The 26320-nt window shown below is 70.9% G+C and carries 21 protein-coding genes; 17 read left to right on the top strand and 4 right to left on the bottom strand.

Annotated features, from left to right (window positions below; translation table 11 throughout):
- Positions 1-207: 207 nt before the first annotated feature.
- Genes BU28_RS0110860 through fmt form a run of 3 tightly spaced genes read left to right on the top strand, consistent with a single transcriptional unit; the run spans position 208 to position 3633 of the window.
- A complete protein-coding gene (locus BU28_RS0110860) occupies positions 208-1845 on the top strand; it encodes an alpha/beta hydrolase (protein ID WP_028719506.1) in 1638 nt (545 codons plus the stop codon).
- Positions 1830-2711, top strand: a complete 882-nt coding sequence (locus tag BU28_RS24180; protein WP_028719507.1) for a dienelactone hydrolase family protein — start codon at positions 1830-1832, stop codon at positions 2709-2711. The genes BU28_RS0110860 and BU28_RS24180 overlap by 16 nt, the downstream gene beginning before the upstream one ends.
- A gap of 28 nt (positions 2712-2739) precedes the next feature.
- Positions 2740-3633 (top strand): methionyl-tRNA formyltransferase, encoded by an 894-nt coding sequence (gene fmt, locus BU28_RS0110870; protein ID WP_028719508.1) that lies wholly within the window; start codon positions 2740-2742, stop codon positions 3631-3633.
- 133 nt (positions 3634-3766) lie between these two features.
- On the opposite strand, the gene hrpB is transcribed toward fmt, so the two are convergent.
- On the bottom strand, positions 3767-6187 hold the full coding sequence (hrpB, locus tag BU28_RS0110875) for an ATP-dependent helicase HrpB (RefSeq protein ID WP_028719509.1): 2421 nt from the start codon (positions 6185-6187) through the stop codon (positions 3767-3769).
- 106 nt (positions 6188-6293) lie between these two features.
- On the opposite strand from hrpB, the gene BU28_RS0110880 reads away from it, so the two are divergent.
- The 7 genes from BU28_RS0110880 (at position 6294) to BU28_RS0110910 (ending at position 14711) form a co-directional block, all read left to right on the top strand.
- On the top strand, positions 6294-7637 hold the full coding sequence (locus BU28_RS0110880) for a calcium-binding protein (protein ID WP_028719510.1): 1344 nt from the start codon (positions 6294-6296) through the stop codon (positions 7635-7637).
- A gap of 58 nt (positions 7638-7695) precedes the next feature.
- Complete coding sequence (locus tag BU28_RS0110885) at positions 7696-9063, top strand: YcjX family GTP-binding protein (protein ID WP_028719511.1); 1368 nt, start codon at positions 7696-7698, stop codon at positions 9061-9063.
- Positions 9064-9075: 12 nt separating this feature from the next.
- Positions 9076-10182, top strand: coding sequence for a YcjF family protein (locus BU28_RS0110890; RefSeq protein WP_028719512.1), 1107 nt, complete (start codon positions 9076-9078; stop codon positions 10180-10182).
- A gap of 91 nt (positions 10183-10273) precedes the next feature.
- Complete coding sequence (gene pbpC, locus BU28_RS0110895; RefSeq protein ID WP_028719513.1) at positions 10274-12346, top strand: penicillin-binding protein 1C; 2073 nt, start codon at positions 10274-10276, stop codon at positions 12344-12346.
- 45 nt (positions 12347-12391) lie between these two features.
- Entirely contained in the window at positions 12392-12823 is a 432-nt protein-coding gene (gene arfB, locus BU28_RS0110900; protein WP_028719514.1) for an alternative ribosome rescue aminoacyl-tRNA hydrolase ArfB, read from the top strand.
- Positions 12820-13284 carry an NUDIX hydrolase gene (locus tag BU28_RS22695; protein WP_036762667.1) on the top strand — a complete coding sequence of 155 codons (465 nt, stop codon included), beginning with the start codon at positions 12820-12822 and terminating at the stop codon, positions 13282-13284. The genes arfB and BU28_RS22695 overlap by 4 nt, the downstream gene beginning before the upstream one ends.
- A complete protein-coding gene (locus BU28_RS0110910; RefSeq protein ID WP_028719515.1) occupies positions 13284-14711 on the top strand; it encodes an inorganic phosphate transporter in 1428 nt (475 codons plus the stop codon). Before BU28_RS22695 ends, BU28_RS0110910 begins: the two co-directional genes overlap by 1 nt.
- 241 nt (positions 14712-14952) lie before the next feature.
- Here the strand turns inward: BU28_RS0110910 and BU28_RS0110915 are convergent, their stop codons facing one another.
- The 3 genes from BU28_RS0110915 to BU28_RS0110925 all read right to left on the bottom strand — a co-directional run bounded on the left by BU28_RS0110915 (position 14953) and on the right by BU28_RS0110925 (position 18261).
- Entirely contained in the window at positions 14953-16374 is a 1422-nt protein-coding gene (locus tag BU28_RS0110915; protein ID WP_028719516.1) for an FAD/NAD(P)-binding protein, read from the bottom strand.
- Between the two features lie 204 nt (positions 16375-16578).
- Positions 16579-18045 (bottom strand): LLM class flavin-dependent oxidoreductase, encoded by a 1467-nt coding sequence (locus BU28_RS22700; protein ID WP_051578122.1) that lies wholly within the window; start codon positions 18043-18045, stop codon positions 16579-16581.
- 15 nt (positions 18046-18060) lie between these two features.
- Positions 18061-18261 (bottom strand): hypothetical protein, encoded by a 201-nt coding sequence (locus BU28_RS0110925; protein WP_028719517.1) that lies wholly within the window; start codon positions 18259-18261, stop codon positions 18061-18063.
- A 375-nt stretch (positions 18262-18636) separates the two neighbouring features.
- On the opposite strand from BU28_RS0110925, the gene BU28_RS0110930 reads away from it, so the two are divergent.
- The 7 genes from BU28_RS0110930 to BU28_RS0110960 all read left to right on the top strand — a co-directional run bounded on the left by BU28_RS0110930 (position 18637) and on the right by BU28_RS0110960 (position 26298).
- Positions 18637-20055 (top strand): LLM class flavin-dependent oxidoreductase, encoded by a 1419-nt coding sequence (locus tag BU28_RS0110930; protein WP_028719518.1) that lies wholly within the window; start codon positions 18637-18639, stop codon positions 20053-20055.
- 75 nt (positions 20056-20130) lie between these two features.
- Positions 20131-20913, top strand: a complete 783-nt coding sequence (locus BU28_RS0110935) for an ABC transporter ATP-binding protein (protein ID WP_028719519.1) — start codon at positions 20131-20133, stop codon at positions 20911-20913.
- Entirely contained in the window at positions 20910-21791 is an 882-nt protein-coding gene (locus BU28_RS0110940; protein ID WP_028719520.1) for a branched-chain amino acid ABC transporter permease, read from the top strand. Before BU28_RS0110935 ends, BU28_RS0110940 begins: the two co-directional genes overlap by 4 nt.
- A gap of 3 nt (positions 21792-21794) precedes the next feature.
- The gene (locus BU28_RS0110945) at positions 21795-22814 is read left to right on the top strand and encodes a branched-chain amino acid ABC transporter permease (RefSeq protein WP_051578123.1); all 1020 of its coding nucleotides are present in this window, start codon (positions 21795-21797) and stop codon (positions 22812-22814) included.
- 21 nt (positions 22815-22835) lie between these two features.
- Complete coding sequence (locus BU28_RS0110950; protein WP_028719522.1) at positions 22836-24167, top strand: ABC transporter substrate-binding protein; 1332 nt, start codon at positions 22836-22838, stop codon at positions 24165-24167.
- Positions 24168-24176: 9 nt separating this feature from the next.
- Complete coding sequence (locus BU28_RS0110955) at positions 24177-25508, top strand: ABC transporter substrate-binding protein (protein WP_028719523.1); 1332 nt, start codon at positions 24177-24179, stop codon at positions 25506-25508.
- Between the two features lie 49 nt (positions 25509-25557).
- Positions 25558-26298 (top strand): ABC transporter ATP-binding protein, encoded by a 741-nt coding sequence (locus tag BU28_RS0110960; protein WP_028719524.1) that lies wholly within the window; start codon positions 25558-25560, stop codon positions 26296-26298.
- The last annotated feature ends 22 nt before the right edge of the window (positions 26299-26320 follow it).

Genomic DNA, 26320 nt, shown 5'->3' on the forward strand with positions numbered 1-26320 from the left:
CTGCAACCGTTTCCCTCCTGCCCTGCGGCAAGGGGCCCGGACAGGCGCCGCCGCCTTCGCGCGCCGGTTTGACCGGGCAAGCCGCGGTGCAGCCGGGCCTTTTCTTTCAACCGGCCCGCCCCTAACCTGCGCGGGAAGGCCCATCCCGAAACCCCGGACCGGCGCCACGACCAACCCCGCCCGCGGCCCAAAGGGAGGCGCTGCCAGATGTTTTCGGTCCTGCCGCTGCTTTCGGGCCTGCTGTTCGCCGCCGCCTCGCTGACGCCGTCGCTGATCCCGCGGGACTGGATCATGCAGGGCGCGCTGGCCGGCGTTTCGATGGCGGCGGGCTATCTGGCGACGCAGTTCCTGCTGGCGCTGTGGCGCACGCTGCAGATCCCGGTGCTGTCCGGCCGGCGCGCCACCATCGCGCATGCCGTCGTCGCGGTCCCGGTGCTGGCGGTGCTGGTGCGCTGCGTTGCGCTGGCGGACGACTGGCAGAACAGCATCCGCCTGCGCATGGACATGCCTTTGGTCGAGGCGACGAACACCACCAAGATGCTGCTGCTGGCGGCGGCGGTGTTTCTGGTGCTGTTCGTCATCGGCAAGCTGGTGCAGGGGCTGTTCGACCTGCTGCGCCTGCGGCTGGCGCGCCATATCCCGGTCGCCAGCGCCAATGTGCTGGGGCTGCTGCTGGCGGCGATGATCGTGGTCACGCTGACCCGCGACGGGGTGGTGAACGCGGCCATGCGGATGGCCGACAGCTCCTACGCCGCCGCCCAGCACCTGACCGACCCGAACACCCCGCCCCCGTCCGAGGGCTGGCAATCGGGCGGCCCCGGTTCGGTCGCGGAATGGGGGCTGATGGGCGCGCCGGGGCGCGACTTCGTCACCGGCGGCCCGCGCGCCGCCGCGATCTCGGCCTTTACCGGCCGGCCCGCGCGCGAACCGCTGCGCATCTACATCGGCCTGGCGCAGGAAAAGGACGCCGAGGACCGCGCCCGCCTTGCCCTGGACGAGATGCTGCGCGTCGGCGCCTTCGACCGCAAGGTGCTGGTCGTGGCCAGCCCCACCGGCACCGGCTGGATGGACCCGGCCAGCTATGACGCGCTGGAATACATGCACAACGGCGACGTGGCGACGGTGGCGGTGCAGTATTCCTATCTGCAAAGCCCGCTGGCGCTGATCTTCGAAACCGATGCCGGGCTCGAGCAGACGACCGCGCTGACCCGCCTGGTCTATGACCATTGGCGCAGCCTGCCCCTCGATCGCAGGCCGCGGCTTTACCTGCACGGGATCTCGCTGGGGGCGTGGTCGTCGATGTATGCCCTCAACCCGTTCCAGATGATGAACGAACCCGTCTCGGGCGCGTTCTGGGTCGGGCCGCCGTTCCCCTCGACCCTGTGGCGCCAGGCCAACAGCGCCCGCGACCCTGCCAGCCCCCTGATCCTGCCCGAGGTCGATGACGGAGAGGTCATCCGCTATGCCAGCCAGTTCGCACCGCCCGACCGCTCGGGCCGGCCCTGGGGGCGGCTGCGCATCCTGTTCCTGCAGCACGCCAGCGACGCCATCGTGTTCTACAGCCCGACCTCGCTTTGGCGCAGGCCCGAGTGGATGAACGAGCCGCTCGCCCCGGACGTGTCGCCGGCGCTGGGGTTCACGCCCATCGTCACGCAGCTTCAACTGGCCGTGGACATGCTGATCTCGACCTCGACCCCGCCGGGCTTCGGCCATATCTACGACGCCGAGGAATACATCGACGGCTGGGTATCGGTGACCGCCCCCGAGGGGTGGACGCAGGCCGACACCAACAGGCTCAAGGCGAAATGCGGCAAGGGCGGGCTGCTTGGATGCGACAACGGCTGATCCTGGCCGCAGCGGTGGCGGGGCTGGTGGTGCTGCTGCTGGCACTGAACACGGCGCGGAACGCGGCCGGCTGGCAGCCCATCGCCCATACGCCCGAGGAACGCGACACCCTGCTGCGGCCGGCCTGGCGCCTGCTGCGCCCGCCGGGCCCCGGCCCCCACAAGGCGGCGATCCTGCTGTCGGGCTGCGACGGGGTGCATGACAACATGGACTGGTGGGCCGGGGTCATGCTGGCCCAGGGCCGCGCCGCGCTGATCCTGGACAGCCACGCGCCGCGCGGCCTGACCCTGGCGCAGTCCTGGCGCGCGGTCTGCGCGGGCCAGGTCCTGCCCGGGGCGGAACGGGCGGGCGACATCGCCGCGGCGCTGACCGCCCTGCGCGGGATGGCGGGGATCGACGCCTCGGATGTGGCGCTGCTTGGCGCCTCGCACGGCAGCTGGTCGGTGATGGAGCTGATGGCCGACCTGGGCGACGGCGCGGTGCCGCCCGGCCTGACCGACTGGCCCGCCCCGCCCGAAAGCCTGGCCGCGCAGGTCGGGCCCGTGCTGCTGCTTTACCCCTATTGCGGGGTGCTCAGCGGCGCCGGCCGCGCGGCCTGGCCTGGTCACGTCCAGGGATTGATGATCCTGGCGCAGAACGACAGCATCACCGACCCCGGCGCCTGCCGCAAGATGGCCGCGACGTTGACGGCCAAGGGCACGCGGCTGCAGGTCGAAACCCTTGCCGGCACCGACCACGGCTTTGACCAGCGCGAACGCTCGGCCCTGTCGGCGCTGCAGTTCGACGAACCCGCCCGGGACCGCGCCACGGACCTGGCGCAGGACTTCCTGCAAGGTTTTGCATCCCCCCGCCAGACCGGGCTATGACGGGGCCGCATTCAGGGAAAGGCAAGCCATGCGCGTGATCTTCATGGGAACTCCGGATTTCTCGGTCCCGGCGCTGCGGGCCATCGCCGCGCGCCACGACGTGGCGGCGGTCTATTCCCAGCCGCCCCGCGCGGCGGGACGCGGACAAAAGCCGCGCCCCTGCCCCGTCCATCGCGCGGCGGAAACGCTCGGCATTCCGGTCCGCACCCCCGAGCGGCTGAAATCCCCCGAAGAACAGGCCGCCTTCGCCGCCCTCGGCGCCGATGTGGCGGTAGTGGTGGCCTATGGGCTGATCCTGCCGCAGCCGGTGCTGGACGCGCCACGCCTGGGGTGCCTCAACATCCACGCCTCGCTTCTGCCGCGCTGGCGGGGGGCGGCGCCCATCCATCGCGCGATCATGGCGGGGGATGCGGAAACCGGGGTCGCCATCATGCAGATGCAGGCGGGGCTGGATACCGGCCCGGTCCTGGCCGAGGCGCGCACCCCCATCGGGCCCGAGGATACCACCGCCGACCTGCACGACCGCCTGGCCGAGATGGGCGCGGCCCTGATCGGGGATATTCTGGATCGCCTGCCCCTGCCCGCCGTGCCCCAGCCCTCCGAGGGGGTGACCTATGCCCAGAAGATCGACAAGGCCGAGGCCCGGATCGACTGGGCCCTGCCCGCGCCGCAGGTCGACCGCCAGATCCGGGGCCTGTCCCCCTTTCCCGGCGCCTGGTGCATGCTGGGCGGCGAACGGATCAAGCTGCTGCGCTCGCGCCTGGCGGCCGGGGCCGGCGCGCCCGGCACGGTGCTCCAGGGCTTCACCATCGCCTGCGGGACCGGCGCCGTCGAGGTGCTGGAAGCGCAGCGCGAAGGCAAGCGCCCGATGCCCGCGGCCGAGGTCCTGCGCGGCCTGACCTTGCCCGACCGCCTGGACTGACGGGCCGCCGCCCCGCGTTCGGCAAGGCCGCAATGGGTATCTGGAAAACAGAGACGAGCCACGCCACGCCCCGTTTTCACCGTTTTTCAAATACCCATGCCAAGGCTGCAACCCTCGGCGCGGGCCGGTCCGGTCACGTCCCGCGCGGCTTGGCGCGGGTGGTCGGGTCGGCCTCCAGCGGGCTTTCCGGCCAGGGATGACGCGGATAGCGCCCGCGCATGTCCTTGCGGACCTCGGCATAGCCGCCCGTCCAGAAGCCGGGCAGGTCGGTGGTCACCGCGATGGGCTTGCCGCCGGGGGACAGCATCTGGATGCGCAGGGGCCGCCCGCCGACGACCGGATGACGCGAGACGCCGAACAGCTCCTGCAGCTTCAACTCGATCGAGGGGGTTTCGTGGTCATAGTCGATAGGCACCTTGCGGCCCAGCGGCGTCACGAAATGGGCGGGCGCGGCCTGGTCCAGCCTGCGCTGGCCGTCCCAGCCGATGCGGGCCTTCAGCGCCTCGGTCAGGTCCAGCGCCCGCAGGTCGGCCAGCGTCCGCGCCCGGGTCAGCCAGGGCAGCAGCCAGTCGGGTTCGGCCAGCAGGCTTTCGTCATCGACCGGGCCAAGGTCGGGGACCAGCGCGATGCGCCCCCGCAGCCGCGCGGCCGAGGCGGTCCAGGCCAGACCGTTCGCCCGCAGCCCCTCGAGCGCCGCGCGGGCCAGCGCCTGGGGGTCGGGCGCATCCAGCGCCCGGTCCGCCAGCACCAGCGCGCCCAGCCGTTCCTGCCTGCGGGCGATCACCCGGTTTTCGCGGCGCGACCATTCGACGATCTCGGCCGCCTCGATGCGGTCGGCGTAAAGCGCGCGGATCTCGGCTTCGTGGATCGGGGCGGCCATGCGGATGCGCGCCTCGCGCGTGTCGCCGTCAAGGTCGGTCGCAACGATGAAGCGATGCGCGGCCAGTCCGTCGGCCTCGGGCAGGACCGCGCCCTTGCCGCCCGACAGGACATAGCGCGGCTGGTCGCCCTTGCGGCGCTGGCCGATGCGGTCGGGATAGGCCAGTGCCGCCATGGCCCCCGGCGACAGGTCCGTGCCATCGCCGGCCATCCGGCGCAGGCGGCGGGCCTCGCCCTGGATGCGGTGCAGGGCGGCGTCGTTCAGCGCCCAAGGCTGGCGGTCGCGAAAGGCGCGCGCGTCGCGCAGCGCCCCCAGGCGCAGGGTCAGGTCGGCGGGCGCCCCCGGACCCAGCGGGTCGCGGTCGGCCATCAGCGCGGCCAGCCCGGCCGCGTCCCGGCCCGCGACGGCCAGCATATGGGCCAGACGCGGGTGCAGCGGCAGCGCGGCCAGGCGGCGGCCGTGGCCCGTGATCCGCCCCGCGGCGTCGAGCGCGCCAAGGTCGTGCAGCAGCGCCCGCGCCTCGGCCAGCGCGGGGGCGGGCGGCGGCGTCAGGAAGGCCAGGTCCGACCCGTCCGAGCCCCAGATCGCCAGTTCCAGCGCCAGCCCCGCCAGATCGGCCACCGCGATTTCGGGGGGCGCGAAGGCGGGAAGCGCGCCTTCCTCGGCCCGCGCCCACATCCGATAGCAGATGCCCGGCGCGACACGTCCGGCGCGGCCCCGGCGCTGCTCGGCCTCGGCCCGGCTGACGCGTTCGGTGACCAGCCGGGACATGCCGCTGCCGGGATCGAAGCGCGCCCGCCGTGCCCGTCCGGCATCGACCACCACGGTCACGTCGGGAATGGTCAGCGAGGTTTCCGCGATCGCCGTCGCCAGCACCACCCGACGCCCATCCGACGGCCGCAGCACCGCCTGCTGGGCCTTGAAATCCATCGCGCCGTAAAGGGCCGCGACCTCGATTCCCAGGTCCAGCATGGCCTGGACGCGCCGGATCTCGCCCTCGCCAGGCAGGAAGGCCAGGATGGTGCCGCCCAGGGTCCGCGTCGCCGCCTCGGCCTCGGCGATCAGCCGCGCCGCCTCGGGGACCAGCCGGCTGCCGGCCGGCAGCGGGCGGTCCAGCCAGCGCGTCTCGACCGGAAAGGCGCGCCCCTCCGAGCGGATCACGGGCGCGCCGTCCAAAAGCGTTGCCACGGGCTGGGCATCCAGCGTCGCCGACATGACGACCAGCGCCAGGTCCGGGCGCAGCGCCGCCCGAGCCTCCCATGCCAGGGCCAGTCCCAGGTCGGCGTTCAGGCTGCGTTCGTGGAATTCGTCGAAGATGACGCAGCCGACGCCATCGAGCGAGGGGTCCGATTGCAGCATCCGGGTCAGGATGCCCTCGGTCACGACCTCGATCCGGCTGCCCGGAACGGATTCGCCCCGGATGCGATAGCCCACGCGGTCCCCCAGAGGCTCGCCCAGGGTCTGGGCCAGGCGGGCGGCGGCGGCGCGGGCGGCCAAGCGGCGCGGTTCCAGCATGACGATGCGGCCGGGGACGGCATCCAGCAGCGCCAGCGGCACACGCGTCGTCTTGCCGGCGCCAGGGGGCGCCACCAGCACGGCGCGGCCATGTGCGGCCAGGGCGGCGGTCAGCTCGGGCAGGACGGCGTCGACGGGCAAGGCGGAGGGCGGTTGCATGGGCCCCTTATGGCAAAGCCGCCACAGCAGGGAAAGATCCCCGGGCCCGGATTGAGAGCGCCGCGAACCCGTGCTTTCCTGCCCCGAACCTCCAAGGATTTTTCCGATGAACGAATGGCTTTTGCTGCTTTTGATTCCGCTGGGCGGGGCCGCGCTCGGATCGCTGTTCCAGCAGGATGACGATGACGGCGAGCGCGGGGAGACGCCCTCGCCCACCGAGGGGACCGAGGGCGACGATATCCTGCGCGCGCCCGACGGCTATTCGGGCGCCGTCAACGGCGCGGCAGGCGACGACAGCATCACCGTCGGCTCGCCTGACGACCCGAGCGACTATTCCCAGCGCAGCATCGCCCGGCCCGATGACGCCGGCTGGCTGGGCGCGTCGGGCTGGAACCCCGAGGACCTGGACAATGTGCCCGAGGGCGTGGTCGCCGCGCGGGGCGGTGCAGGCGACGACACCATCACCGGCGCCGGCTGGGGCATCGACATCGACGGCGGGGCGGGCGACGACCGGATCGCGCTGACCAGCGGCGACGCGGGCCAGGACGACACGAACGTCTTTGCCGCCGTCGCGCGCGGCGGCACGGGCGACGACGACATCGCCGTGACCGGCCGGGACGCGGTGGTTCTGGGCGATGCGGGCGACGACAGCATTGCCGCCTCGGGCAGCCACATGCGCATCGACGGCGGCGCGGGCGCGGACCGGATCGACGTGGCGGGGCTGACCGACAGCTCCATCGCGCTTGGCGCGGGCGACAGCGTGACCGGGCGCGGCGATGGCGACGACGGGCTGCGGTTCCTGCTGCGCGAGGGCGCGGACTTCACCGGCAACGCCTCGGACGAGACGCTGCGGCTGCTGGGATCGGCGCGCATCGACGGGGCGGGCGGCGACGACCGCCTGACCCTGGATGAATTGGCGCCGGGATCGTCGACGCTGATCGGCGGGGCGGGCGACGACACGATCGAGGGCGCGGGCCAGGCCAACCCCGGCCAAAGCTCGTGGCACGCAGACCTGGTCGGGCGCAGCGACGACCGGCTGGACGGCGGCACGGGCGACGACCTGATCCTGTTCGACCGCGCCGATACCGTCACGGGCGGCGCGGGCGCCGACCAGCTGATCGGCTATGTCGATGCCGGCCAGACCGCGACTGTCACCGACTTTACCGCCGGTCAGGACGTGCTGCGCGTGAACCTGGACCCCGACGACAGCACCGCGGGCGCGGATCCCTTCGGCCATGTCTTGGTCGAGGAACGGGACGGGGCCACGCTGATCCGCGTCCAGGGCAGCGATGTCGTGCGGCTGGAGGGCGCGACCGGCCTGTCCGTCGGCTTCGAGATCGGCGACACCTATTCCAGCGATACGCCCCAGTATGTCGATGCCCAGGGCAACCCGGTCGATCCCGCGACGCTGGACGTGATCGTGAACCGCTACGAACGCTTCGACACCTGAGCCCTACACATCCGCCGCCCGCCTGCCTATCTTGGACCCCGGCAAGACGAGGGACGGAATGGGTATCGCCAACGATCTGATGCAGGGCCTGGGGATTTCCGACCCGGTCATCCGGCTGGGCGTGACGGGCCTGTCGCGGGCGGGCAAGACCGTCTTCATCACGGCCCTGGTGGCGAACCTGCTGGACCGGGGGCGGATGGCCGGGCTGCGGGCCGCGGCGGACGGCAGCCTCAAGGCCGCCTGGCTGCAACCCCAGCCCGACGACACCGTGCCGCGGTTCGACTATGAACGCCATCTGGCGGCGATGACCGGCCCCGACCCGCACTGGCCCGAGGGCACGCGCCACGTCAGCCAGCTGCGCCTGTCGCTGCGGGTCCAGCCGCGCGGCCTGATCGCGGGTCTGCGCGGTGCGCAGGTGCTGCATCTGGATATCGTGGACTATCCCGGCGAATGGCTGCTGGACCTGCGGCTGATGGACCGCGACTTTGCCGGCTGGTCGACCGAGGTGCTGGGCCGGATGACGGGCCGCCCGGGCGCGCAGGGCTTTGCCGATGCGCTGGCGGCTAGCCCTCGCGACCGCTTTGACGACAGCGCGGCGCAGGCGCTGGCCGGGGCCTATACCGCGCATCTGCATCAGGCGCGCGACGCGGGCTGGTCGGACTGCACCCCCGGCCGCTTTCTGATGCCGGGCGAGCTTGAGGGATCGCCCGCGCTGACCTTCACGCCCTTGCCGGACGACTGGCGGGGCTCGGCGCTGTGGCGCGAATTCGAACGGCGCTTCGGCGCCTACAAGTCGCGCGTGGTGCGGCCCTTCTTTCGCGACCATTTCGCCCGCATCGACCGGCAGGTGGTGCTGATGGACGTGCTGGGCGCGATCCACGCCGGCCCCCAGGCGGTCGAGGACATGCGCCGCGCCATGGCCGACATCCTGTCGGCCTTTCGTCCGGGCCGGGCGGGCTGGCTGTCGCAGTTGCTGGGTGCGCGGCGGGTGGAACGGATCCTGTTCGCCGCGACCAAGGCCGACCACCTGCACCACATCCAGCACCCGCGCCTGACCGCGATCACTGGCGCCATGCTGCGCGAGGCGCGCGACCGGGCCGATTTTTCCGGCGCGCGGACCGAGGCCATGTCCATCGCCTCGCTGCGCACCACGACCGAGGAGATGATCCGGCAGGACGGCGAGGACCTGCCCGCCGTGCGCGGCACGCTGATGGACGGCCGGCGGGCGGCGTTCTATCCGGGCGAGCTGCCCGCCAATCCGGCCGAACTGCTGATGCCGGCGGCCCAGGGCGCGACGCATTGGCTGGACGGCGATTATGCGATCATGGATTTCGCCCCGGCGCCGAACACGCTGCGCCCCGGCGACGGGCCGCCGCACATCCGATTGGACCGGGCAGCGGAGTTCCTGATCGGCGACCAGATATGAGAGGGCATCGGCATGGCTGAGAACGAAAAGCGGCGCGGCCCCCTGCTGGTCGAACTGGACCGGACCGCGCCCACCGAACGGCCGGTCATGATCGAGACGCCGCCCGGATCGGACGACCGCGACCGCCGCGCGCCCCGGACCCCGGAGCCGGACGACGCGCCCTCGCCCGCAGATGCGGCGCCGATCGACGATGGAGGCGCGCCGGGCGCGCCATCGCCCCGCGCGATGCGGCTGGCGGCGCGGGTTCTGGGATCCGGACCGTCGCGGCTGACGCGGTTCTTCATCAACACCGGCGTCGCGCTGTTCACCTTTCTGTTGTCGGTGGCGGCGCTGAACTATCTGACGAACCTGCTGCGCACCTATCCGCTGCTGGGCTGGATCGGCATCGGGCTGATGGCACTGTTCTGCGCCGCGGCGCTGGGGATGGCCTGGCGCGAATACCGCGCCTGGGCCCGGTTCGCCGCCATCGATGGGATCAGCCGGCAGGCGGGGGCGGCGCTGGCCTCGGGCGACGTGGCGGCGGCGCAGACCGTCGTTGCGCGGCTCGAGGGACTATACCGCAACCGCCCCGAGCTGGAATGGGGCATCGGCCGCGTGGCCGAACGGCGGGCCGAGGCCTATGACGCGCAAAGCCTGATCGCGCTGGCCGAGGCCGAGCTGCTGGCGCCCCTGGACCAGCAGGCGCGGCGCGAGATCGAGGCGGCGGCGCGCACCGTCGCCGCCGCCACCGCGCTGATCCCGCTGGCGCTGGCCGACGTGATCGCGGCGCTGGCCGCGAACCTGCGCATGATCCGCCGCATGGCCGAGATCTATGGCGGCCGCGCCGGCGCCGTGGGCGGCTGGCGGCTGGCGCGCACGGTCATGGCGCATCTGGTCGCGACCGGCGCCGTCGCGGCGGGCGACGACCTGATCCACACGGTCGCGGGTGGCGGCATCCTGGCCCGCGTCTCGAAGCGGTTCGGCGAAGGGGTGGTGAACGGCGCCCTGACCGCCCGCGTGGGCATCGCCGCGATGGAGGTCTGCCGCCCCCTGCCCTTCGTCCAGCAGCCCCGGCCTTCGGTCGGGAACCTGATCGCGCGCGGCCTGAAGGGGCTGTTCGGCGAGGACGAGGCGAAGTAGCCGCCCCTGGCCGGCCTTTGCATGGGTATTTGGAAAACGGTGAAGGGCAAGGGCATTTCCCCTGCCCCGGCGCTTGCACTAGGCTGGCGTCATGAAAGCGCGCCGCCTTGCCCTGATGCTGATGCTGGCCGTCCTGATCCTGGGGATCGGGGCCGGGTTGCGCGACCGTCTGGACGACTGGGTCGCGGCGACGACGCTGCCGCGGCTGGACGTGCCGGTCGGCACCGAGGTTCTGGCCCGGGACGGCAGCCTGCTGCGGGCGTTCCAGGTCGCAGACGGGCGCTGGCGGCTGGACCCAGGCCCGGTCGATCCGCTGTTTCTGGACATGCTGCTGCTGTGGGAGGACCGCCGCTTTGACCGCCATTCCGGCGTCGATGCGCGCGCCCTGCTGCGCGCGGGCGGGCAGGCGCTGCGGCACGGGCGCGTGGTTTCGGGCGGGTCGACGCTGACCATGCAGGTCGCGCGGCTGCTGGAGGAGGGGACCACGGGCGCCTGGGCCGGCAAGCTGCGCCAGATGCGGCTGGCGCTGGCACTGGAGCGGCGGCTGGACAAGCGGCAGGTGCTGGGGCTTTACCTGCGCCTTGCCCCCTACGGCGCCAATGTCGAGGGCATCCGCGCCGCCAGCCTGCAATGGTTCGGCAAGGAGCCGCGCCGCCTGTCGCCCGCGCAGGCCGCGCTGCTGGTGGCGCTGCCGCAATCGCCCGAGACGCGCCGGCCCGACCGCTATCCCGCCGCCGCCAGGGCCGCGCGGGATAGGGTGCTGGCCCGGGCGGCGGAGGCAGGGCTGATTTCGGCCGCCGATGCGCGGGCGGCGATGGCCGAGCCGGTGCCGCGGGCGCGCCGCGCCTTTCCGGCGCTGGCGCCCCTGCTGGCCGCGCGGCTGCTGCGCGAGCATCCCGGGGCGACGCGGATCGAGACGACCATCGACCCCCGCCTGCAGCGCCGGACCGAGGCGCTGGCCTCGCGCGCCGTGCGGGGTGCGGGACGGGGGCTGTCGGCGGCGGTCGTGCTGGCCGATCATCGCAGCGGCGCGATCCTGGCCGAGGTCGGCGCGGCGGACTGGACCGACGGCGCCTCGGCCGGGTTCGTGGACATGGCGCGGGCCTGGCGCAGCCCGGGATCGACGCTGAAGCCCTTTGTCTATGGCCTGGCCTTCGACGATGGCCTCGCCCATCCCGAGACCCTGATCGAGGACCGGCCGACCGCCTTCGGCCGCTGGCAGCCGCAGAACTTCGACCACCACTTCCGCGGCACCGTCAGCCTGAGGAACGCGCTGGTCTGGTCGCTGAACATCCCCGTCGTCAAGCTGGCCGAGGCGCTTGGGCCGAACCGCGTGGCCCAAGCGCTGGACCGGGGCGGGATCGCGCTGCGCCTGCCGCAGGACCGCCCCGGCCTGGCGCTGGTGCTGGGCGGCGGCGGCGTCACGCTGGAGGGGCTGGCGCAGGGCTATGCCGCGCTGGCCCGGGGCGGGCACGGCATCGCCCTGTCGCCCCTGCCCGGCGCGGCCAAGGCGCTGCCGCAGGCCATGTTCGGGCCGGGCGCGGCCTGGCAGGTCGGGGACATCCTGGCCCGGAATCCGGCGCCGCAGGGCGCGCGCGGGCGGGTCCTGGCCTACAAGACCGGCACATCCTACGGGCATCGCGACGCGTTGGCGGTGGGCTTCGACGGGGCGCATGTCGGCGCGGTCTGGCTGGGGCGGCCGGACGGGACGCCGGTGCCGGGGGCCTTCGGCGGCGATCTGGCCGCGCCGGTGCTGTTCGACCTGTTCGACGCGCTGTCGCCCGTCGCCCTGCCGCCGCCGCCCGCCCATGTGCTGACCCTGCCCAACAGCGCCCTGCCTCTGCCCCTGCGCCGCTTCGCCCCTGCGGGAGAGGCCAGCGCCGCGCAATCGGGCCCGCCTGCGCCCGACGCGCTGCGGCTGACCTTTCCGCCCGACGGCTCGGAGCTGGAGGCCGAGGGCCCCATCCTGGCGCGGGCGCGGGGCGGGCGGGCGCCCTGGACCTTCCTGCTGAACGGGGCGCCCCTGGCCATCGGCCTTGCCCGCCCCGAGGCGCGCCTTCCCCATCCCGGCCCCGGCTTTGCCCGATTGACGGTCATCGACGGCGCCGGGGCATCCGATACTGCGGCAATCCGGTTGCACATGCCGGAAATCCCAGCGAATTGACTCCAGGGGGCTTTTCAGCACCGGGGATTGCGACATATTCCAGCCATGTTGCGCATTACCGACACATTGATGATCCAGGAATGGGAACTGTCCGAGCATTTCACCCGCTCGCAGGGGCCGGGCGGGCAGAACGTGAACAAGGTCGAAACCGCCGTGGAACTGCGGTTCGAGGCCGAGCGTTCACCGGCATTGGCGCCGCCCGTCAAGGCGCGGCTGAAGCGGCTGGCGGGCCGGCGCTGGACACAGGACGGCGCCGTGCTGATCCGGGCCGAGGAGACCCGCAGCCAGGCCCGCAACCGCGAGATCGCGCGCGAGCGTCTGGCCGAGCTGATCCGCGAGGCGCTGGTGGCCCCGCGCAAGCGGATCGCCACTCGCCCGACCCTTGGCAGCCAGCGCCGCCGCCTGGTCGCCAAGACCCAGCGGGGGCAGATCAAGTCGTTGCGCGGTGCGGTCCGCGACACGGAGGGGGGAGAGTGACGAAGGCGTTTCGGGACAGGCTCTCCAGACTTCTGGGCCGCAAGCCCGCGCAGATGCAGGTGGCGGCGCTGTGCCGCAGCCGGCAGGACGGCAAGGTCTTGCTGGTCACCAGCCGGGGCACCGGCCGCTGGATCGTGCCCAAGGGCTGGCCGATGCCCGGCCGCACCCTGGCCGACGCCGCGCTGCAGGAGGCGTGGGAAGAGGCCGGCGTTCTCGGCACCATCGGCCAGGACCCCATCGGCACCTACCATTACGACAAGGTGCAGGACCTTGGCTTTTCCGTGCCCGTCGAGGTCCGCGTCTATCTGCTGGACGTCGAGTCCCTGGCAGACGACTGGCTTGAATCCGGCCAGCGCAAGCGCCGCTGGTTCGAGCCAGCCCGCGCCGCCGAACTGGTGGCCGAGACCGGGCTGAAGCGGCTGCTGGCCGGCATGGTCCCCGCCGGCGGGTCGCCCGCCTGATGCGCCCGCCCGAGCGGGAATACCGAATCCTGGACAAGGATCTGGGTCGGATCACGAATGCCGAACACGCGGCTTTGGCCTTGGCCCGGCCGCGCCTGCGGCTGGGGCTGGCCCTGCTGTTCATGGCGGTGGTTGCCGAAATCGGCGCGACCATGCTGGCCGGCCAGCCGGCGCTGGGGATCGTCGCCGCCTCGATCGCGGTGGCGACCTATCTGGCGCTGTCGATCGGGGCGAACGACGTCGCGAACTCGTTGTCGCCGGCGATCGGCGCGGGCGCGATCGGGCTGACGCTTGGCCTGTGCCTTGTCGCCGCGATGGAGCTTGCCGGCGCCGTCATCGCGGGTGGGGCGGTGACGCGAACCCTGACCCAGGGGCTGGTCGGCGGCTCGCTGGGCCAGGGCAGTCCGACGCCGCCCATGATGCTGGCGGCGCTGATGGCAGCGGCCACCTGGATCAGCGTGGCGACCTGGCTCGACGCGCCGATTTCCACCACCCATTCGGTCGTCGGCGCGATCACCGGGGCCGGGATGGCCACCTTTGGCATCGGGTCGGTCAACTGGATGGCCTTTGCCTCGGTCGCCATCGGCTGGATGGCGTCGCCCGTGGTTTCGGGCTGCCTGGCGGCGGCGCTGCTGGCCAGCCTGCACCGCCACGCCCTGGACAAGGAGGATCCGCTGCCCTCCGGCCGCGCCTGGCTGACGCTGATGGTGGGCCTGGCGGCCGGGGCGCTGTTCCTGGTCGGCGGGACCGCCTATGGCGGGCTCGGCTGGCCGCTGGTCCTGGGCCTGACCCTGGCCGCCATCGCGGCGGGCGCGGCCTATGCCCATGTGACGCTGGCGCGCCAGATCGCCGGCGGCGCCGGGGGCGGCAAGGCGCTCAAGGCGCTGCTGGGCCTGCCGCTGACCGTGGCGGCCCTGGTCATGAGCTTTGCGCATGGGGCGAACGACGCCTCGAACGTGGCGGCGCCCTTGACCATCGTGCTGCAGGGCCTTGCGCGGGACGGGGCGCCCCTGCTGTCCCCCGTGGCGGTGCTGGCGCTGGCGGGCCTGGGCATCGGCGCGGGCGTGCTGCTGTTCGGGGGCCGGCTGGTCCATATGGTGGGCAGCAACATCACCCGGCTGAACCCCGCCCGCGCGCTTTGCGTGACCCTGGCAAGCGCCCTGACGGTGCTGTGCTTTTCGCTGCTGGGCCTGCCGGTCTCGACCACGCATATCGCGGTCGGGGGGGTGTTCGGGGTCGGGTTCTGGCGCGAGTGGCGCGACCGCCGCCGGGCCAAGGCCCGCGCCCCCATGCCGGTCGAGGAGGTCCGCCGCCGCAACCTGGTCCGCCGGTCCTATGTCCGCGCCATCCTGGGCGCGTGGCTGATCACCGTCCCGGCCAATGCCGCGCTGGCAGCCCTGCTGGTTCTGGCACTGAATCTGCGCTGATCGCGCCTGACGGGTTTTCCGGCACTGGGGCACTGTGCTGCGCGGCACGGGACACTCGCGGAGCGCATGGAGCAGACAGGCAAACTCAGGATCGCCGTCCTGGGGACATCCAATTCGGCGATGAGGTGCACGGTCTGCGCCAGACCTGAACGGACTACGCCGCGCCCGCGGTGCAAGCGACAACGCCGGACGCAAACGGCGCGCCTTTGAGCGGCGCCGCCGTGATGCGCCACCGCCGCCTTCACGCCGTTCCGGACACAGGCTCCCGCGCGCCCAGGAGTTGCGCCAGCCGGTCGGCGACCTGCTGGGCGTGGGCGGTCACCTCGGGGATGCCCATCAGCTCGCCCACATGGCCGCGCGCCAGGGGACCCGCGACCAGCAGGTCCGGCTGGATCGTGCCGTCCTTGCCGACCGCGTGGCAACCTTGTGCCACGTCCAACCCGAGATACAGCGGATCGGCGCGGATCAGCCCGGCCTCGGCCAGCGACGACAGCACGGGCGAGCCCGCAAGGATGCCGCCATGCGCGGGGCCGGTGGTCAGGATCACGGCGTTAAAGACCTCGGATCGCGGGCGCAGGTCGCGACCGCGCCAGGTGACCTCGATACCCGCCTCGGCCTGCCGGGCCGAGAGCAGCCGGCCGGGGGCAAGGGTCAGCCGGCCCTCGATAATCAGCCGGTCCAGCACCGCCTCGACCTGCGGGGCGATGCGAAAGCGGTGGACGTCCCACCAGACCCGCAGCCAGCGCAGCAGCCTGGCGCGTTCGGCCAGCGGCAGTGCAGCCCAGATCGCCGGGCCGTCGCGGCGCACATTGTCCAGCGCCGCCTGCCAAGGCAGGCCGGCCTGCGCATCGCGGCGCACCGCCTGCCGGATGCGGCGCAGCAGGCCCAGCGCCGTGCGGGACGGGGCGGCGGCAAAATCGGCAGCGGATTCGGCATGGCCGAAGGCATGCCCGCGCGAACGCAGCCCGCGCCGCGACAGCGCCGTGATCCGCCCGGCATGGCCCTGGCGGTCGAGGCTGGCGATCACATCGGCCGAGGTCAGGCCGGTGCCGACCACCAGCACGTTCGGCGCCGTTCGGGCGACCTCGGCCACGCGGGCCGCATCGCTGCTGTCGGGGATCAGATGCGGCGATGGCGCCAGATCGGCAAAGACCGCCGGGATGCCGGGCGGCGGATGGCTGGTGGCGATGACCAGCAGGTCGGCCGCCAACGCGCACCCGTCGTCGCAGCGCACCCGGAAGCGCCCACCCGCGCGCTCTGCCGCGACGGCGCTGGCCCGCAGATGCCGCACCCGACCCGAGGCCAGCAGCGGCGCCAGCGCGTCGCCAACGTAATCCGCGACCAGCCGGCGCTGCACGAAAGCCTCGCCCGTGGGCAGCCGGGTGCCGGGGGACAGCGGGATTCCCTGGGCGTCCAGCCAGTCCTGAAGCCCGCTTTTCCGCGCGCAATCCAGGGTCATGCGCGCGGCGGGCACGTTGATGCGGTGGCTGGGGTCGGCGGTGGAATAGGCCAGCCCCTGTCCCAGTGTCTCGCGCGGCTCGATCACCACGATGCGCGCCGGGCCGGTCGGCGCGCGGCCCAGATGAAAGGCCGTGACCGCGCCGGTGAAGCCGCCGCCGATGATGGCCACAACGGGAATGTCCTGCGCCGGAAGATCAGTCATGCGCCCAGCCTTGCATCATTCCGCGCCCAAGCCCAGCAGCCTTGCGGCATCCTCGTGGAAAAACCGCGCGCCCCGTCGTCGCCCGGGCCAAGGGCCCGGCCTCCCCGAGGCTTTGGCCGATAGGGATGGGACCAGCCAGCGCCCCGTTTGCGACCTCGACACAGGCGCCGCTGCCAGCCTGGAACAGATATGGCATGGATGTTCTCATGCCGAAATGCGACGCCCAGGATGTCCTGCGCGTGCGGCGATGTCAAAGCCGCTGGGCCGGCTGGCGTCGGCGACGCTTTCGCGGCCGATATAATGGCGGCGCCATTGCGCGGCGGGGTGGCTGTCGCGCACCCGGCCGCCGGCATCGCCCAACAGCTTCTCGCGCAGCGTGCCCGGTGCGTATCCGGCCTGCGCCCGGCCGCGCTTGCGCAGTTCCGGCACCACGAAGTCGATGAAATCCGTGGTCGAGGCCGGGGTCACGGCATAGGCCAGGTTGAAGCCGTCGACGCCGCCCTCGTCCACCCAGGTCTCCAGCGCATCGGCCACGGTCTGCGGCCCGCCGACCAGCACCGGGCCAAGCCCGCCGATGGCGCGCTTGCGGATCACGTCGCGCACCGTCCAGGCCTCGCCATCGGCGGCGAGCGATTCCAGCGTGGTGCGCAGGCTGTCGTTTTCCACCGCCGCCAGTGGCTGGTCCGGGTCCAGCGTGGAAAAATCGAGGCCTGTCCAGCCGCCGTAAAGCGCCAGCGCGCCTTCGGCCGAGGCATAGTCCAGATATTCCTGATACTTGCGCCGCGCCGCCTCGTCGGTCGGGCCGGTGATGACGGTCAGCAGGGCAAAGATCTTCAGGCTGTCCGGCTCGCGCCCGGCGGCGGCGACCTCGGCGCGGATGGCATCGGTCAGCTTCCGGGCGGTCTCGGGACTGGTCGCCAGCACGAACATCGCCTCGGCATGGCGGGCGGCAAAGGCGCGCCCGCGCGCCGAGGCGCCGGCCTGGAAGATCACCGGCGTGCGCTGGGGCGAGGGCTCGGACAGGTGGAACCCCGGTACCTTGAAATATGTGCCCTCGTGCCGGATCGGATGCACCTTGCTGGCGTCCGTGAAGATGCCGCGTTCCTTGTCGCGCAGCACGGCGCCGTCCTCCCAGCTGCCCTCCCACAGCTTGTAGGTGACTTCCATGTATTCCTCGGCCAGGTCATAGCGGGCGTCATGGGCGATCTGGCGATCCATGCCGATATTCCTCGCGGCGCTGTCCAGATAGGAGGAGACCACGTTCCAGGCCACCCGCCCCTTGGTCAGGTGGTCCAGCGTCGAGAGCCGCCGCGCCAGCAGATAGGGATGCTCGAAGGTCACGGCCGCGGTGATGCCGAAACCCAGGTTCCGCGTCACCGCCGCCATCGCGGAAATCGCGCCGAACGGGTCGTTGACCGGCACCTGCGCGGCATCCTGCAGCGCCGCCTCGGCCGAGCCGCGATAGACGTCATAAACCCCCACCACATCGGCGATGAACAGGCTGTCAAAGGCGCCGCGCTCCAGTTCGATGGCGAGGTTCGTCCAGTATTCCAGGTCGTTGTAGCGCGCGGCCTGGCTGGAGGGATGGCGCCAGGTGCCCGCCGCCTGATGGCCCACGCAGGTCATGTCGAAGGCGTTCAGGATGATGCGCTTCTTGGTCGGATTGGTCATGGTTCCTGCCCTGGTTCAGCCGGCCGCGCGCAGCGGGGCGGCCTGGTGTCGGGGAAAATGCGCGGCACATTGCCCGACCACGCGATCCAGCCGCTGCGACAGGTCGGGATGCAGCCCGTCCGCCTGGAAACCCGCCGCGGCGGCGTAGACAAGGCGGCGGGTCTTGGAGGGCTGGCTCCACGAGCCGGCGAAAGCAGCAAGGCGGGGTCCGGTCAAGATATGCTCCCAGAAATGACGACTGATCGGCTGGGGAATTGATAGGTCCTGCCCCGCCGCCCGGCCATTCCAAAGGCTGTTGCCCGCAGAGGTGAAAGCCTGCGCCGCAGGACGCGGACAGGGAATGGATTTCCCGCCGCCCTTGCGCCCAGCGCCGCCACGGCGCGGGAATCGCCGCCCTGGTCGCTGCGATGCGGGAAGAATGCCACCGTCGGCCCCCGATGGGACGCGGGAAATCTTCTGCGGCGCAGCAGAATTTCGCTGCGGAGATTTCCTTGCCAGAGCCGGCGGTCAGCGGCATAAAGACGACCCGATCAATCGCCTTTTGCGACCCCGCGACACGGCATTGCGCGCCCCCATGAGACTGGAAAGCCCATGACCAAGCCCATCCGCTTCAACGCCTTCGAAATGAACTGCATCGGGCATCAGTCCCCCGGCCTGTGGCGCCATCCGCGCGACCGCTCCTGGAGCTACAACGACCTGGAATACTGGACCGACCTGGGCCGGCTGCTGGAGACGGGCTTCTTCGACTCGGTCTTCATCGCCGATGTCATCGGCTATTACGACGTCTACAAGGGCAGCCTGCATCCCGCGCTGGAACAGGGCGTGCAGATCCCGGTGAACGATCCGCTGCAACTGGCCAACCCGATTGCGCAGGCGACCGAGCATCTGGGCATCGGCATCACCGCCTCGACCAGTTTCGAGCATCCCTATACCTTCGCCCGGCGGCTTTCGACCGCCGACCACCACACCAAGGGGCGCGTGGGATGGAATATCGTCACCTCCTATCTGGAAAGCGGGGCCAGGAACATCGGCCAGGGGGGCCTGCGCAGCCACGACAACCGCTATGACGTGGCCGCCGAATACGTCGAGGTGCTCTACAAGCTGTTCGAGGGCAGCTGGGAGGAGGGCGCCGTCCTGCGCGACCGCGAACGCGGCCTCTTTGCCGACCCCTCGAAGATCCACGAGATCGGCCACAAGGGCCGCTATTTCGACGTGCCGGGCTATCACCTGTGCGAGCCTTCGCCGCAGCGCACGCCGGTACTGTTCCAGGCCGGCGCCTCGGGCGCGGGCAAGGCCTTCGCGGCCGGCCATGCGGAATGCGTCTTCATCTCGACGCCGCTGAAATCCGCGACCGCCGCCTATGTGCGCGAGATCCGGGCCAAGGCCGCCGCCGCAGGGCGCGATCCCAAGAAGGTGCTGATCTATGCCATGGCCACGATCATCACCGACGAGACCGACGAAAAGGCCCGCCGCAAGTTCGAGGAGTATCAGACATACGCCTCTTACGACGGGGCGCTGGTGCTGATGTCGGGATGGACCGGGATCGACTTCGGCCGCTATGCACCGACCGATACGGTGAAGAAGGTGGAAACCAACGCCATCATTTCCGCCGTCGAGCATCTGTCCAGCGGCGAAAAGACCTGGACCATCGAGGAACTGGCGAAATGGGGCGGCATCGGCGGCATGGGGCCGCTGTTCGTCGGCTCGGCCGCGACGGTGGCCGACCAGTTGCAGGAATGGATCGAGGAAACCGACGTGGACGGCTTCAACCTGGCCTATGCGCTGGCGCATGAGACCTTCGCCGATGTGATCGGCCATGTCGTGCCGGAACTGCAAAGGCGCGGCGTCTATCCGACCGCCTATCGCAAGGGCACGCTGCGCGAGAAGCTGTTCGGCGACGGCCCGCTGCTGCCCGAGACCCATCCCGCCGCGCGCTATCGCGACATCCAGGCGGTCAAGCGGGCCGAGGCCGAGGCCCGAACCCGCATTCCCGAACCCGCCACGGCCTGACGGCCCGCGCCTTTGCCCCCTGCCGGCCGCCGGGACGCTTTCCGGCGGGCGCCCCCCTTTTGCCCTGGTAAGCCCATGACCGAACCCATCCTGGAAGTCCGCAACATCTCGCTGTCCTTCAAGGGCGTGAAGGCGATTTCCGACCTGTCCTTCCGCGTCGCCCCGGGCGAGATCTGCGCCCTGATCGGCCCGAACGGCGCGGGCAAAAGCTCGCTTCTGAACATCCTGAACGGGGTCTATACGCCCGACGCCGGCGAGATCGTCTTCGAGGGCCGGCATTTCGACCGGATGCGCCCGGGCGACGCGGCCCATCGCGGCATCGCGCGCGGCTTTCAGAACAATGCCCTGTTCCGGGGCATGTCGGTCGCGGACAATGTCATCACCGGCCTGTCGCGCCTGTCGCGCGTCGGCGCGCTGGAAGAGGCGCTGCGCCTGCCGCGCGCCCGGGCCGAGGCACGGGCCTTCCGCCGCCGTGCCGCCCTTGTGCTCGATCAGCTGGACCTGACCCGCCATGCAAGAACGCCGGTCGGCGCCCTGCCCTATGGTCTGCAAAAGCGCGTCGAGCTGGCGCGGGCGCTGGTCGCGATGCCCCGGCTTTTGCTGCTGGACGAGCCGCTGGCCGGCATGAACCGCGACGAAAAGCAGGAAATCGCCGCGCTGATCGCCCGGCTGAACGCCGACCTGGGCCTGACCATCGTGCTGATCGAACACGACATCGGCGTGGTGCTGCGTCTGGCCCATCACGTCGTGGTGCTGGACTATGGCCGCAAGCTGGCCGACGGCCCGCCCGAAACCATCCGCGACAATCCCGACGTCATCGCCGCCTATCTGGGCGCAGCCGCAGCGGAGGCCGCATGAACCTGTTCCTGGAAACCCTGATCGGCGGGCTGCTGGCCGGCACCATGTATTCGCTGGTCGCGATCGGCTTCGTGCTGATCTACAAGGCCTCGGGCGTCTTCAACTATGCCCAGGGCGCGATCCTTTTGTTCGCGGCGCTGACCTTCGTGTCGCTGACCGACCAGGGCGTACCCGCCGTGGCCGCCGTCGCGCTGACCATCGCCGCGCTGGTCGTCCTGTCGGTCGGGGTCGAGCGGCTGGTGCTGCGGCCGCTGACCAACCGCTCGCCCATGACGCTGTTCATGGCGACACTGGGGCTCAGCTACATCATCGAGGGAGTGGCGCAGGGGCTGATGGGCGCGCAGGTGCGCGCCATCGACCTGGGGATCGAGGATGTGCCGATCTTTCTGGGCGACATCCTCATCAGCCGCTTCGACCTGATCGCAGCGGGGGTCGCGGGCGCCCTGGTGCTGGGCCTGTCGCTGCTGTTCAACCGCACCCGCATCGGCGTCTCGCTGCGCGGGGTCGCCGACGACACCCGCGCGGCCCTGTCCATCGGCATCGACATCAACCGCATCTGGCAGATCGTCTGGACCGTCGCGGGTCTGGTCGGGCTGGTCGCGGGCCTTTTGTGGGGCGCGCGGCAGGGGGTGCAGTTCAGCCTGTCGCTGGTGGTGCTGAAGGCGCTGCCGGTGCTGATCATCGGCGGCTTCACCTCGATCGGCGGCGCCATCGCGGGCGGGCTGATCGTCAGCGCCGCCGAAGCCCTGGCCGAGACCTATCTGGGCCCCTTCCTCGGCGGCGGCATCACCCCGTGGTTCGCCTATGTGCTGGCGCTGGGTTTCCTGTTCATCCGGCCCGCGGGCCTGTTCGGCGAAGCCGAGATCGAAAGGGTCTGATCCATGTCCAATCCCGAACTGATCCTTGCCCCCGGCGCGGCGCGCGTCCCGCCCCACGGGCCGCTTCTGGTCCTGGCGGCGGGTGCGGCCATCGCCGCGCCGTTCCTGCTGTCGGAATACTGGATCAACGCCATCATCGTACCCTTCCTGATCCTGTCGCTGGCCGGGCTGGGGCTGAACCTGCTGACGGGCTATGCCGGGCAGATCTCGCTGGGCGCGGGGGCCTTCATGATGGTCGGCGCCTATGCCACCTTCGCCTTTCAGCTGCGCCTGCCGGGCCTGCCGCTGCCCCTGGCGCTGCTGGCCGCGGGCGCCATCGCCGGGGCGGCCGGGCTGGTCTTCGGCGCGCCATCCAGCCGGATCAGGGGCTTCTACCTGATCGTGTCGACGCTGGCGGCGCAATTCTTCCTGGAATGGCTGTTCCTGAAGTTCCCCTGGTTCTACAACGGCAATTCCTCGGCCACCATCCAGCTGCCTGCCGGGCTGCATGTCGGCGGCTACAGCCTTGAGACGCCGCATGGCCGATATTTCCTGGTGCTGGCGACCGTCGCGGCGCTGAGCTGGGCCGCGCTGAACCTGGTGCGCGGCCAGACCGGACGCAACTGGCAGGCGGTGCGCGACATGGACACGGCGGCGGCGGTGATCGGCGTGCCGGTGCGGCGCGCCAAGCTGCAGGCCTTCGCCATCTCCAGCGCCATCCTGGGCATCGCCGGGGCGCTCTGGGCCTTTGCCTATCTGGGCTCGGCCTCGGTGCAAAGCTTCGGGCTGATGCGGTCCTATCAGATCCTGTTCATCATCATCATCGGCGGGCTCGGCACGATCCGGGGCGCCTATCTGGGCGCGGCCTTCGTCAGCATCCTGCCGCTGGCGCTGGACTGGGCCTTTCAATTCGCCTTCCGCGGCCATGTCGACGCGGGCCTTTTGCAGAACCTGCAAAAGGTCATCTACGGCACGCTCATCATCTGGTTCCTGATCCGCGAACCCGAGGGGCTGGCCCGTCTTCTGCGGCGCGCGCGCCGCTGACCCCCTGCAACCGGAGACCTCATGAAACACCTGATCCTTGCCGCGCTGCTGGCCGGCACATCCCTGGTCACGCCCACAGCCATCCAGGCCGAGACCGCGCAATACATCCCGCTGCCCACCTATCGCACCGGGCCCTATGCCTCGTCGGGCGAGCTGTGGTGGGCCGGCCTGCTGGACTATTTCCGCTATGTCAACGAGGTCGAGGGCGGCATCGACGGCGTGAAGCTGAACTACGAGGAATTCGAGACCGAATGGTCCCCCGACCGCACCGTCGAGGTCTATGAGCGGGTCAAGAACGGCAAGGACGGCAGCCCGCTGGCCTTCTTCTTCACCCATGGCACGCCGGCGACCCATGCGCTGCTGGAAAAGGCCGCGGCCGACCATATCCCGCTGATCGACCCGGCGGGCGGCAAGACCGAAAGCATCGACGGCACGGTCTTTCCCTATGCCTTCCCCTTGCTGTTTTCCTATTACAGCCAGGCCACGACCGGCATCGCCTATATCGCCCAGAAAGAGGGCGGCTATGACAGGCTGCGCGGCAAAAAGATCGCCACCCTCTATCACGACAGCGCCTATGGCCGCGAGACCCAGGCGGCGGTTGCGAAACTGGCCGAGAAATACGGGTTCGAGAACATCCAGATCCCGGTCGCCGACCCCGGCAACGAACAATCGCCGCAATGGCGCCAGATCCGCGAACTGAAGCCCGACTGGGTGTTCCTGCGCACCTGGGGCGTCTCGACCCCGGTCGCGATCAAGACGGCGGCGCGCTTCGGCTTTCCGGCCGACCATATCATCGGCGATGTCTGGGCCGGGTCCGAATCCGACGTGATCCCGGCGGGCAAGGCGGCCGTGGGCTACCAGGCGCTGGCCCCCTATCCCGGCGGCAGCGATTTCGAGATCCATCGGCGCATCAAGGCCGCGATTCTCGACAAGGGCAAATCCGACCTGCGCGACCCGAAATTCTTCGGCGCGGTGAACTACAACATCGGCCTGGTGAACGGCGCTCTGGCAGTCGAGGCGCTGCGCACCGGCTATGCCAGGTTCGGCGCCCGGCCGCTGAACGGCGAGGAAGGCCGCTGGGCCTTCGAGCACCTGACCATCGACCCGGCGCGGCTGAAGGAAATCGGCTTCGACGGGCTGCTGCAGCCGATCAGCATCACGCCCACCGACCACGAGGGCGGCGGCGCGGCCCGCATCCAGCAGTGGGACGGCGCGAAATGGGTGCTGCAAACCGACTGGATCAAGGCCGACACCGACCTGGTCAAGGCGCTGGTCGCGGAAAAGTCCGCCGCCTACGCGAAAGAACACAAGATCACGCCGCGCAATCCGGCGGCGGAAACCGACCCTTCCTGAGGTGACATGATGAAACGCATATTGACCCTGGCCACCGCCGCGCTGCTGGCCGCCACCGCCGCAGAGGCCATCGAGACCCGTCCCGGCCCCGACAGCGACAAGCAGTTCTTCCCGATCGCCAGCTATCGCGTCGGCCCCTACGCGGCCTCGGGCGCCTCGATCTGGGCCGGCCGCATCGACTATTACCGCTATATCAACGAGGTCGAGGGCGGCATCAACGGCGTGCCCATCGTCTGGCAGGAATGCGAGACGGAGTGGACGGCCGAAAAGGGCATCGAATGCTATGAACGCTTCAAGCACGGGCTGAACGGCGCGCCGCTGGCAAGCTATTTCCCGAACGGCCAGCCTGCCGCCTATGCCCTGGCCGAACGCGCCGCGGCCGACAATATCCCGCTGGTGACGCTGGCCTACGGGCGCACCGAATCCGCCGACGGGCGGGTCTTTCCCTATATGTTCCCGGTGATGCTGACCTTCTATTCCGAGGCCTCGGCGCTGGTGAACTATATCGCCGAGCGCGAAGGCGGGTTCGAGAAGCTCAGGGGCAAGAAGATCGCGACCGTCTATCACGACAGCGCCTATGGCCGCGAAACCCAAGAGCCGTTGGCGCTGCTGGCGCAGAAGTACGGCTTCGAGAACATCCAGATCCCGGTCGCCGACCCCGGCAACGAGCAATCGGCGCAATGGCGGCAGGTGCGCGAGCAGAAACCGGACTGGGTGTTCCTGCGCACCTGGGGCGTCTCGACCCCGGTCGCGATCAAGACCGCCGCGCGCTTCGGCATCCCGGCCGACCATATCATCGGCGATGTCTGGGCCAGTTCCGAGGAAGACGTGATCCCCGCCGGCAATGCCGCCAAGGGCTATCTGGCGCTGACCCCCTATCCCGCCGGCACCGGGTTCGAGATTTCCCAAAAGCTCAAGGACCACATCATCGACACCGGCAAGTCGGACCTGCGCGACACCTCCGCCTTCGGCTCGGTCTATTACAACTCGGGGCTGGTCGACGCGCTGATCTCGGTCGAGATCGTGCGCCAGGCGCAGGCCAGGTTCGGCAACCGCCCGATCACCTCCGAGGAAGGGCAATGGGCGCTGGAGCATCTGAAGCTGGACGACGCGGCGCTGGAACGCGCGGGCTTCAAGGGGCTGGTGCAGAACCTGCACCTGACGCCCGAGGATCACGAGGGCGGCGGCGCGGTGCGCGTCCAGCAATGGGACGGCGCGCAATGGACCCCGATCAGCGACTGGGTGCGGGCCGATCACGACACGCTGCGCCCGCTGATCGAGGCGAAATCGGCGGCCTATGCCAAGGAGCACGGCATCGCGCCGCGCGAACTGACCAACTGACCCGGCGGCGGGGGCGCCCTGCCCCCGCCCCTTCGCCAAGGAGGCAAGCATGACCGAACTTCTGCGCGTCGAAGGCATCGAGGCCGGATACGGCGGCATCCTGGCCGTCGCCGATGTCAGCCTGACCGTCGCGCCGGGCGAGATCGTCGCCCTGCTGGGCGCGAACGGCGCCGGCAAAAGCAGCACGCTGAAGGCGATCTCGGGCCTGATCGCGGCGGATCGCGGCCAGGTCCGCAAGGGCGCGATCCGGCTGGATGGCCAGGACGTTCTGGGCCTGCCGACGAACCGGCTGGCCGGGCGCGGCCTGGTCCATGTGCTGGAGGGCCGCCACGTCTTTCCGCATCTGACGGTCGAGGAGAACCTGCAGGCCGGCGCCTTCCTGCGCCGTCCCGGCCGGGCGGCGCTGCGCGGTGCGCTGGAGGAAATCTATGACTGGTTCCCCCGGCTGCGCGACAAGCGCGCGACGCAGGCCGGGCTGACCTCGGGCGGGGAACAGCAGATGCTGGCCATCGGCCGGGCGCTGCTGACCCGGCCCCGGCTGGTGCTGCTGGATGAGCCCTCGATGGGGCTGGCGCCGAAGATCGTGCAGGAGATCTTCCAGATCATCGCCCGGCTGAACCGCGACATGGGCATCGCCTTTCTGCTGGCCGAACAGAACGCCACCCTGTCGCTGGCCCATGCCCGGCGCGCCTATGTGCTGGACACCGGCCGGGTGGCGCTGGAGGGCCCGGCGGCCGATGTGGCCGCCCGCGACGATCTGCACCGCATCTATCTGGGCGACGCGGCCTGAATCCCCCCGATCCCGCATGACA

The organism is Paracoccus yeei ATCC BAA-599 (assembly GCF_000622145.1).
Classification (GTDB): domain Bacteria; phylum Pseudomonadota; class Alphaproteobacteria; order Rhodobacterales; family Rhodobacteraceae; genus Paracoccus; species Paracoccus yeei.